Annotated in this window: 8 protein-coding genes; 4 read left to right on the top strand and 4 right to left on the bottom strand. The window is 73.6% G+C overall.

Annotated elements, in window-relative coordinates; genetic code table 11:
• Positions 1 to 41: 41 nt before the first annotated feature.
• Both WD250_02445 and WD250_02440 read right to left on the bottom strand, forming a co-directional pair.
• Entirely contained in the window at positions 42 to 1064 is a 1023-nt protein-coding gene (locus WD250_02445; protein MEX2619057.1) for an NAD(P)-dependent oxidoreductase, read from the bottom strand.
• Positions 1065 to 1080: 16 nt separating this feature from the next.
• A complete protein-coding gene (locus tag WD250_02440; GenBank protein ID MEX2619056.1) occupies positions 1081 to 2142 on the bottom strand; it encodes a hypothetical protein in 1062 nt (353 codons plus the stop codon).
• Positions 2143 to 2266: 124 nt separating this feature from the next.
• Here WD250_02440 and WD250_02435 point away from each other — a divergent pair, with 124 nt between their 5' ends.
• Positions 2267 to 3160: an alpha/beta hydrolase gene (locus tag WD250_02435; protein MEX2619055.1), complete on the top strand. Its 894-nt coding sequence runs from the start codon at positions 2267 to 2269 to the stop codon at positions 3158 to 3160.
• On the opposite strand, the gene WD250_02430 is transcribed toward WD250_02435, so the two are convergent.
• Positions 3153 to 3566 carry an NUDIX domain-containing protein gene (locus tag WD250_02430; protein ID MEX2619054.1) on the bottom strand — a complete coding sequence of 138 codons (414 nt, stop codon included), beginning with the start codon at positions 3564 to 3566 and terminating at the stop codon, positions 3153 to 3155. The two genes, WD250_02435 and WD250_02430, sit on opposite strands and share 8 nt — an antisense overlap.
• 170 nt (positions 3567 to 3736) lie before the next feature.
• Here WD250_02430 and WD250_02425 point away from each other — a divergent pair, with 170 nt between their 5' ends.
• From WD250_02425 to WD250_02415, 3 genes are all read left to right on the top strand, one after another.
• On the top strand, positions 3737 to 4585 hold the full coding sequence (locus WD250_02425; protein ID MEX2619053.1) for a PHP domain-containing protein: 849 nt from the start codon (positions 3737 to 3739) through the stop codon (positions 4583 to 4585).
• The gene (locus WD250_02420) at positions 4579 to 5166 is read left to right on the top strand and encodes an FHA domain-containing protein (protein ID MEX2619052.1); all 588 of its coding nucleotides are present in this window, start codon (positions 4579 to 4581) and stop codon (positions 5164 to 5166) included. The genes WD250_02425 and WD250_02420 overlap by 7 nt, the downstream gene beginning before the upstream one ends.
• A gap of 325 nt (positions 5167 to 5491) precedes the next feature.
• Complete coding sequence (locus tag WD250_02415; GenBank protein ID MEX2619051.1) at positions 5492 to 7831, top strand: S8 family serine peptidase; 2340 nt, start codon at positions 5492 to 5494, stop codon at positions 7829 to 7831.
• 1497 nt (positions 7832 to 9328) lie between these two features.
• On the opposite strand, the gene WD250_02410 is transcribed toward WD250_02415, so the two are convergent.
• Positions 9329 to 9781, bottom strand: coding sequence for a hypothetical protein (locus WD250_02410; protein MEX2619050.1), 453 nt, complete (start codon positions 9779 to 9781; stop codon positions 9329 to 9331).
• Positions 9782 to 10142: the final 361 nt, after the last annotated feature.

The following is a 10142-nucleotide window of genomic DNA, read 5'->3' as shown; positions in this document are numbered from 1 at the left end:
GGTCGCGAAGCGACCGCCATGGGATGCCTGAGACCTCGCCCTCAGAGGATCCAGCGGTGCTGGGCGTACCAGTCGACGTCGGCGGCGATGGCGGCACCGATGTCGGTGACCGCGGGACGAAAACCGGTCTCGGCAAGCGCGGCGAGGCTCAGGCGGTTGTTGCGGTTGGCCTTGTTGAGGTAGCGGATGCGCTCCTTCGGCAGCAGGATGTCGTCGCGCATCCCGGCGTCGAGCATGCGCCGGTGGACCGCCTGCCGCTGGTCGTGGGGCAGCCCGGGAGCGGGTTCGTCGGACAGCGCACAGGTCATGCCGAGCGCGCCGGCCACGGCCTCCGCCACCTCGTGGCTCGAGGGGTAGACCCCGCTGTCCAGGTTGAACGCGCGCCCGACGGCGTCCGGGGCGGTGATGAGATGGCCACAGGCGGCCACCACATCGTCGACGTGCACCAGCCGCATCTCCACCGGTCGGCGGGGGACCGCGAAGGCGTCGAGGCCGGTGAAGCGCTCGATGGCCGCGTCGAGGATCGTGCTGGCCACGAGCTTGACGGCGCCGGGCCCGAAGATGGTCGCAGGCCGCAGGACGGACACGGGCAGCCCCTTGGCGGCGAACTCCCAGACGACCTGCTCGGCCGTCCACTTGCTGGCCGCGTAGCCCGCACCGGGATGGCACTCGGCGTCCTCCACGACGGGCTGGGGCAGCGCCACCTCCTTGCCGTAGACCGATGAGGTGCTGACGTACACGGTGCGCCCGACCCCGGCGTCGAACGCCGCCTGCAGGAGCCGGCGCGTGCCGGTGACGTTGACCGCCTCCATCTCCGCAGGCGTCGAGGTGGAGCTCGCCGCCCCGGCGGCGTGCACGATGCGGTCGACATCCGCGGTCAGCGCATCGAGCGGCTCAGGACCGGTGAGGTCCGCCTGGTGGTAGTCGACGTCGGGCGGCAGCGAGGCGGGTCGGGTCCCGCGCCCGCAGGTTCGCACCGCGTCGCCTGCTCGTCGCAGTGCCTCCACCAGGTGCAGACCGAGGAAGCCGGTCCCACCGGTGACCAGGGTCAAGGTGTCGGCCACGGATCTCACTCCCTGCTCAGGCGGAGGCCGCTTCGCGTTCGGCGCGGATCCGCTGCTTCTCCTTGCGCACGTGGGCCGCCTTGGCCTTGGCGCGGGCCACGCGCTCGGGCTTGCCCTCCGCGACGAGCGCGTCGAAGACCTCCTGGTCGATCTCGGCCTCGACGTGGATGTCCTCCTCGGTGCCCGGGGCTGCGGGCGCGGCACCCGCCGGCCCGGGGGCCGCAGCGGCGGCAGCGGCCGCAGCGGCCGCAGGCGGGGCCGCGGCACCCGGCGCCGGCTGCTCGTCCTCGTCGCGGAACCGGGGCGTCAGCTCCACCACCACGCAGTTGCGCCGCCAGCGCTCCGCGGCCTCGTTGGGGTCGGTGAGGTTCAAGCGCTTGGGCAGCGCCTCCTCGACGATCGTGGCGTACCGGGGGTCGTCGGGTTCGAGCACCCGCACGGCGGCAGGTATCCGGCTGACCCGGCTGCGGACGTCTTTGCTGCGGGCGGTGATCTCCACCTCGGGGACCTCACCGAGGTGGGGCACGTCCTGTTCGGTCGGACCGGAGACCACGTACACCTTGCCGCCGGAGTAGACGAACCAGATCGGCTGCTCGTGGCGGGAGCCGTCGGGCTGGGGCACGGTCAACCAGAGGATGGTCCCCTTCTTCAGGGCCTTCTTGAAGGTCTCCTCCGCGGCCAGACGCGGATCCCCCCCGTGGCCCGACTCCATGAACACCGGGATCGATCCGGCTGCCTGCTCGCCGACGTAGAAGGTCAGCTCGTGCTCGTCGGGGTCCTCGACGACCACGTCGCGCAGGGTCGACACCATCCGATCCTGGAACATCTGCCCTTTGAGCTCGATGGGCCGGGGGGACGAGCGCGCGCGCTCGCGGCCCTTGCGGTCCCGGAGCACGAAGTGCTCGATGTAGATGCCCTGGGGACCCTGGTAGTCGCGCAGCACCGTGATCGGGCGCGCGACGCCGGGCAGGGCACCCTCGACCCGGACGATGGGATCGAGGAGCGAGGAGTCGATCCGGCTGGCCTGGTACAGCTCGCGGTCCAGGGCGAGCGCGTAGATCAGGTCGGCCCTGGGCATCCGCAGGTCCTTTCGGTGTTCCTGACGGTGTTCCTGACGGTGTTCCTGACGCGCCGATTTCACGTTTCAGGGTGGAGGCGCGAGTATATCGGCGCCGCACGTAGGCTTGGACGGGCACGCAACGATGACGGGACTGGGACGGCGCGTGAAGGACCAGGAGCTGTGGGTCGAAAGCGACGGCACGTCGCTGCGCCTGGTCGCCTACGAGGGGCCCGGGGCGGGGGGACCATCGGTCGTGGCCCTGCACGGGCTGGTGACCGGCGTCGACGTGCTGCGCGGGGCGGTCAGCGGCCTCGACCCGTACGCGCGGCTGGCTGCCGAGGGCCTGAACGTGCTCGCGCTGGACTGGCCCGGCCACGGGCGCAGCGGCGGACGGCGCGGCCATCTCACCTACCGCAACGCGATGGCTGCGGCGGCGGCGGCGGTCGGCTGCGCGCGGGAGCGGTGGGAGGGCTCGGTGGGGCTGTTCGGCACCGCCTTCGGCGGGGTGCTGGCCTTCTATGCCGCACTGGAGAGCACCGGTGTCGGAGCGGTGGCCTGCCACAACGTGCTGGACCTGCGAGACGTCCGCCCGGTGCTGCAACGCCATCGGCAGGGCGCCCTTCTGCCTGCGGCCGCAGCACTGCGCCGCCGGCTTTCCCCAGAGCGCCAGGCGGCGATCACCCTGCCCGCCACGGCCGTGGTCGCCACAGCCGACCTCGCCGATGACCCCGACCTCGCGCGGGTGCTGCGCACCCATCCCCAGTCGGTCCGCCGCTACACGCTGGCCGGGCTGGGCTCGATCCTGCTCACCCCCGAGGACAAGCCCGACGTCAGCGCGCAGGCCGTGCCGACGTTCGTGGCGATCGGCTCCAACGATCGGGTCCTGCCGGAGACGCCGACCCGGGCGTTCGCGTCACGCCTGGCGGTGGAATCCGAGCTGTGGGTGCTGCCCGGCGGGGGCCACCAGATGATGTTGGAGCATCCCGGGGCGCTGCTGCCGGCCGCAGCGGGCTTCCTGCGTCGCCACCTCACCTGAGGCGGGCCAGCACCTGGTGCTCGTCGAGGAAGGCGCGCAGGCCGTGAACGAGGTCGATCGCGTCGAGGCCGGCGCGGTCGCACCAGGTCACGGCGGCGGCGTCGTCGCCGGCGACGGCGGGCCCGGTGGGCGCCACGACCCAGTGGTTCAGGATCACGTAGCGGTGCCCGTCGAGTCGGCGTTCGGCACGGCCGCACAGACTGGTCACGCGGCCGCGTAGGCCGGTCTCCTCCCAGAGCTCGCGCACCACGGCCGCCGCCACCGACTCACCGGGCTCGACCCTGCCCCCCGGGGGGGCCCAGCGCCCCACGCTGACGCCGCGCCCACGCCGGACCAGCAGGAGCCGGCCCTCGCGCACGCAGATCGCGCCGACCGCGAGCTGCGGGGGCGTCGAGTTTGCGTCCATGGGCATCCAGGGTATCGAGCCCCAAATTCCCCAGGACACGCCGAGGAGGCAGAGCCATGGCAGCCCAACGGCCACGGCCTCCTCGACGTCCTGGAGCGGCCGGGCACGCCGTATGGCCGGCCCGGCCGGCGTGATCCCTCGGACCCGCCGATTGGGGTAGATTTCGTGGCGTGATCGACCTGCATACGCACACGGTGTTCTCCGACGGCACCACCACGCCCACGCAGAATGCCGCGCTGGCCGCCGCCGAGGGGCTCACCGGGGTCGCGATCACCGACCACGACACGCTGGGGGGCTGGGCGGAGGCGGCCGACGCCTGTGCCGGCCAGGGCCTGGCGTTCGTGCCGGGAATCGAGCTGTCGACCGAGGCGGCGGGGCGCAGCGTGCACCTCCTGGGCTACTGGTGCGACCCCGAGGACGAGCAGCTGGCCGCCGAGTGCGAACGGCTGCGCGGCCAGCGATCGCAGCGGGCCGAGCGGATGCTGGAGCGACTGGCGGCGCTCGGTGTGGCCTGCAGCCTCGACCGGGTCCTCGCCCATGCCGGGGGTGCGCCGATCGGGCGCCCCCACATCGCGGCGGCGATGGTCGATGCCGGCGGGGTGCCCGACGTCCGTGCGGCCTTCGACGACTACATCGGCGACGGCGGCCCGGCCTACGTCGTGAAGCACGCCCTGTCACCGGCTGACGGCGTCCGCCTGATCCGGGCGGCCGGCGGCGCAGCGGTGATCGCGCACCCGGGCCTGGCAGACCGCGACGCACCGACGACGACCGGTCTGGTGGCCGAGCTGGCGGCCGTGGGGCTCGCCGGCGTGGAGGCCGACCATGCCGGGCACGAGGCGGGCACGGCGGCGTTCTGGCGCGCGTTCGCGCGCGAGCGAGACCTGCTGGTGACGGGCAGCAGCGACTTCCACGGTGACCGCGACCATGGGCGCATCGGGGAGCGCGGGACACCCGTCGCCACGGTGGAGGCGCTCCGTCTGCGATGCGGGGCCCCTGGACCCAAGGAGCGGTCGTGGTAGGCCCGGCGAGGAGACTCACCCCGCTGCCGATGTTCGTGGTGACCCATGACGGGCCCCTGCGGGGCGAGCAGCTGGTGATCGAGGGCGACGAGCTCGTCCTCGGGCGCCGCGAGAACAGCGACCTGCGGCTGGCCGACCCGCACGTCAGCCGGGCGCACGCCCTGATTCGCCGCCAGAGCGGCGCCATCTGGCTCGAGGACCTCGGCTCCACCGGCGGCACCTTCGTCAACGGCGAGGCGGTGACGGGCCCGCAAGCCCTGCGGCACGGCGATGCGGTGCGGTTCGGCGGTGTCGAGACCCGCTTCGAGGACCGCAGCTCCCAGATGGACCGCGAGGACGCGACGGAGATGCTCGAGCCGGTGGAGCCCGAGGAGGCCAAGCCGGTCCTGTCGCCGCGTCAGCAAGAGGTGCTGCGCTACCTGCAGCAGGGTCTGACCAACCCGGAGATCGCCAAACGCCTCGGCGTGACGGAACGGACCGTCAAGGCCCACTGCCAGGAGGTCTTCGACCGGCTCGGTGCGCGCAACCGCACCGCGGCGGTCGCAGCGGCCATGCGCCTCGGTATCGTCGGTGAGGACTGATCCGCGCGGACGAGGCGCTGCGTGCCCCGCCGGTCGCGCTACGCTGTCGCACACGACGGGCCGTCCAGGCCCCGCCCTCCCTACAACCGCTCGGAGGCTCACATCACAACCAGTGGGTCGACGCAGGCACCCCTCGACGCGAACAGCGGCGACAGGTGCCGGGGACCCCATACTGGATGCCCCTGGACCGCCGCGCGCCCGGCCCGCAAGGGTCGGTCGCGTGCGGAGGTCCACGCTCCGGAGTGGATGACACCGCTCTGAGACGGGACTGTTCGTGGAGGGCGGGACCTGGACGTCCCGGCGCTCGGGCCGACCAAGGAGAGCTGTGCAGGCACATGTTGCGTCCCGGGCGGTGATCGGCGGGCTGCTAGTGGCCCTGGTGGCCACCGCGCTGGCCGGTGCACCGCAGGCGGCCTCGCTGCCGACGGTGCCCACGGGCGCGGCGGTGCACGCCCAGGCGGGCGACACCGCCGCCTCCCAGGCGAGCACCACGGCCCCCTACGTCGACGTCTGCGACGACGCGGGGGGCGACCCGCTCGACCTGCGTCGCACCGAGATCGGCCCGGGCGACGGGGGCACCCTGCGCTTCACCGCGCACAGCTGTGCCGCGTGGCCCGACGCGGCGTTCGACGGGCGGTCGTTGCGCTGGGAGCTGTCCACCCCAGGCAACCCGGCGTTTGCGGCGCTGACCGTCAGCCGGGAGGGTGGGGCGCTGACCGCCACCGTGACCGAGCAGCCGGACGGGGCCGGCACCGTCACCCACAGCGGGCCGGCGCAGCGTGTCACGGCCGTGGGTGAGCAGCGCGGGGTCCGCGCCGACGTCCCGGTGGGCGCCCTTGGTGACCCCGTCTCCTTCGATTTCGTCCTCAGCCTGCACAGCGGGCCCGACACGGTCGACTGGCTGCCCGAGCGCGAGCTCGGCGAGCCGCGTCTGCACTACCCCGAGGCCTGTCCGGGATTGGACTCGTTCACCGTGACGGCGGCGCCCGACCGCTATGAGGCCGCGGTCGAGGAGGCCCGGTCGGCGGGATGGCAGGTGTCGGGCGAGGTGCCGGCCATCGGTGCGTTCAGGGTGGGCCGCGCCGCCCCGGATGCGGGCGGGGGGCTGGCGGACCTGGCTGGCATCGACATCGTGGAGCGCTCCTCCGTCGTGCGTCGCTCGGGGGTCGTCCCGAACGACCCGCGCTTCGCCGACCAGTGGCCGCTTGATGACCTGAACGTGCCGGCGGCCTGGCGGTTCCGCACGGGGTCCGACCTGCGGGTCGCCATCGTGGACGACGGGGTCGACGCCATGCGCGCCGACCTGGCGGGCCGGGTCACCGAGGGCCGCGACACCCGCTTCGACCGAGCGCTGCCGGCCGGCCAGAGCTCCGACCGCGGAGGCCACGGCACAGCGGTGGCGGGCTTGCTCGGCGCTGCGGGGAACAACGGCGTGGACATCGCCGGCGTGGACTGGGCAGCGCAGATCGTGCCCTACCGGGTGTTCGACGCCGCCGGGTGCAGCGACACCCTCGACGTCGCCGCGGCGATCGTGCACGCCGCGGACGCGGGCGTGGGGGTCATCAACCTGTCCGTCGGGACCCTCGATGACGTCCCCGCCCTGCGGGACGCCGTGCGCTACGCCTTCGACCGCAGGGCGGTGCTCGTCGCGGCCGTCGGCAACAGCGGGAACGCCACGCCCCTCTACCCGGCCGCCTACCTGGAGGTCATCGGCGTGGGCGCGACCGTGCGCGGGGGGAGCCACGCCGGGTACAGCAGCACCGGCGACCAGGTGGCGGTCGTGGCCCCCGGCGGGCAGAGCACGGGCGCGGCGGACACCGACCTGCTCACCCTCGGTGAGCGTTCGACCCTGCGGTCGCGGGCCGGGACGTCGTTCGCGGCGCCGCTGGTGGCCGGAGCTGCGCTGCTCTACCGCTCCATCGATCCCGACAGCTCGGCGTCGACCGTCGCCGCCGCCTTCGCGGCCAGCGCCGAGGATCGCGGGCCGCCCGGCCGTGATCCCGCCTACGGTCACGGTCTTTTGGACGTGCACCGGTTGCTCGTGGCCGCCGGGGTCAACCGGGCGTGCCCGCCCGGTCGTGTCCCCGCGGCGCCGTTCGCCGACGTCGGGGACGGCAACGTCCACGCCGGGGCGATCGACTGCGTCGTGTGGTGGTCGATCGCCCAGGGGGTGACCGCCAGCGAGTACGCCCCCCGCGCCTCGGTGAACCGGGCGCAGATGGCGACGTTCATCGCCCGTACCGTCGAGCGGGCGAACGGCACGACGCTGCCCGTCACCCGGGACCGCTTCCCCGACGACAACGGCAACCACCACGAGACCAACATCAACAAGCTCGCGGAGGCCGGGATCGTGCAGGGCGGCCGTGACGGCCGCTACGGCCCCAACGAGCCGGTCACCCGCGCGCAGATGGCGACGTTCGTCGTGCGGGCGTACGAGCACATCGTCGCAGCCCCGCTCCCCGCCGACCCCACCGACTTCACGGATGTGGCCGGCAACACCCACGAGCAGGCCATACTCAAGGCGTTCGCTGCCGGGCTCGTCCGCGGGCAGAGCGCGACGAGCTACGGGCCGCGCCCGGCCGTGCGCCGCGACCAGATGGGCTCGTTCCTCGGGAACCTCCTCGGGGCCCTGGCCCGTGACGGCCACGCGAGCCCACCCGCCTGACCCGCCGCCGCACGAACGGCCAGGTGACCGTGGCGACACCCGCGGCGAGCAGCGCGGCGGCTCCGAGGCGCAGCGCCAGCACCAACCCGCCGCCCTCGCCGGGCACGAACGCCACCGGCGCGTACACGAGGTTCTGCTTACCGTAGTCGGGGGTACCCATGCTGGTGTCCGTCCACGCCGCCCGCGCGTGCTCCGGCGAGGACGCCAGCGCCAGGCGGCTGCCGAGGTCGGGCATGCCGCGCAACGCCCCGAAGCCGACCTGGGAGTCGAAGTCCCCGTCGGACACCTCGAGGCGCTCGGAGAAGGTGCGACCGCCGTCGAGCGAGTGCTGCAGGGACACCGCGTTCATGCGGTCCTCGGGGTCGCCACGGCGGTCGTAGTAGAGGATGTCCAGGCGTCCGTCGGCGGTGGCCAGAGCCGGCAGGTACTGCGACGTCCCGTCGGCCTCGCCGGTGTCGTTGACCCGCACGGGGGCGTCCCAGCTGCCGCCCCCGTCCGACGATGCCCACAGCCACACGTCGGGGTCGCCGAGGCGCGCGTCGTGGAAGCCCGCGTACACCCGGTCCCCGTCGATGGCGAGCGTGGGCGCGGGGGGGAGGAACACGAGGTAGCGCTCGATCGGGACGAGGTCGTCCGCGACGGTGCTCTGTCCCCACGTCCGTCCGCCGTCGGTGGAGCGGGTCAGCACGAGCTCCCAGGGGCCGGCCGGAGGGGGACCGCCGAGGCCGCCGTGCCCGCCGTGGTAGTTCAGCCGGTCGTCGAGGACGTCCAGGTGCAGCACGAACAGCTCGCCGTCGTCGCCGTAGGCGGGCACCGGCGCCAGCACCCGCTCACGCGCACCGTCGCTGACCTGGTGCGGCCCGTCCCAGCTGGCGCCGCCGTCGGCGGAGGTCGCCACGACCACCGGGTAGCCGGTGTCCGGGAAGGCGAGGTTGCCCACCTCCTCGGCCTGGACCCATGTGAGGGCCAGCCGGCCGGGCTCGCTCGGGTGGGCCACCAGGCGGGTCTGGAAGGCCAGCTCTCCGGCGACCGGTCGCGGGTCGCCCAGGGTCAGGCCGCCGTCTTCGGAGGTGGTGACCCAGACCGAGCCCGGGGTGTTGCCTTCCCCGGCCAGCATCACGAACGACACGAACAACGTCCCGTCGGGCCCGAACGCGAGGTCCGGAGCGAAGCACTGGGGCCCGGTGTCGGGTGGTTGGGGGATGGTCCCCTCCTGCCAGCTGGCCCCCCCGTCGACGGACACGTGCACGCCGCAGCCGAACGCCGGCATGTCCACCCGGTTGACCAGCACCAGGTTGTCGGCGTCGACGGGGTTGCGCGCGAGGCTCGGGCTGTTGTGCGCGCGGGCGTCGAGCCAGTCGTCGGCCCCGGCGTTGGCCGCGATCGGGGCACGCTGCGGCTCGGCGTGCGGCGGTGGGACGGCCGCACCTGCCAGGGCGGCCAGGGCCACCGCGGCGAGCCCGAGCCCGAGGCCTGTGAGGGCCCGGCGGCGCGACATCAGTCCGTGGTGCGCAGCGCCGGCACGAGCGCGATCAGCGCGACGATCAGGACGACCGGTCCGGGCGCGGTGTGGAAGATGGCCGTCCCCCAGTCGATGCCGCCCTGCGACGCCTGGGCCACCAGGGGCACATGGGTGCTGAACGTCCAGAGCCCGGATAGGAAGACGAGGCTCGCCGCCACGAGGTAGGCGGTGGCGCCCGAGGGCTTGCGGCGCAGGAGCAGGGCTGCCGTGGCGCCACCCACCATCACGACCCCGGGGACCAGGTGGTCCGCGATCTCCAGCCGCAGCGGCACGTTCAGGTCGAAACCGAGGCTGGCACCGACGAAGGGCACGACGGTCAACCAGACCGCGAGCGGGAACACGGCCACCATGATCCCGATCGGGGGTGGCCGGGGCGGCGGGGGCGGCTTCTTCGCCCCCCGGGGCTTCGTTGCTCTCGTCTTGGCCATGACCTCGCCATCCTAGGCCGCAGGGAACACCACTGCCGCCGGGGATCTGGCGCTGGGGAGGCGACCACCACCACGGTGGTGCACTGGCTCGGCGACGCGGCCGGGGAAGTGGCCTGGCCACGCGACCACCTCTGGTGGGGCGCCTGGGTGGGGCGGCGCCGTTTTGGGTGTGGAGTGGACACCTTTCCGGTTGGCCACCCGGATATATCGGGATGTATCGGTGTCTCGAACCAGACAAGTGTCCACTCGATCACGTGCTCGGGCGGGCACAACGCTGCGCGGGCACGCACGCTGCGGGCCGGGGCACGCCGCCCGCGGCCGAGCGGGAAAAAGCCGGTCGGCGTGACCCGAAGGTCACGCC

The organism is Egibacteraceae bacterium, assembly GCA_040905805.1.
Taxonomy (GTDB): domain Bacteria; phylum Actinomycetota; class Nitriliruptoria; order Euzebyales; family Egibacteraceae; genus DATLGH01.
This window is presented reverse-complemented; position numbering and strand designations above follow the sequence as displayed.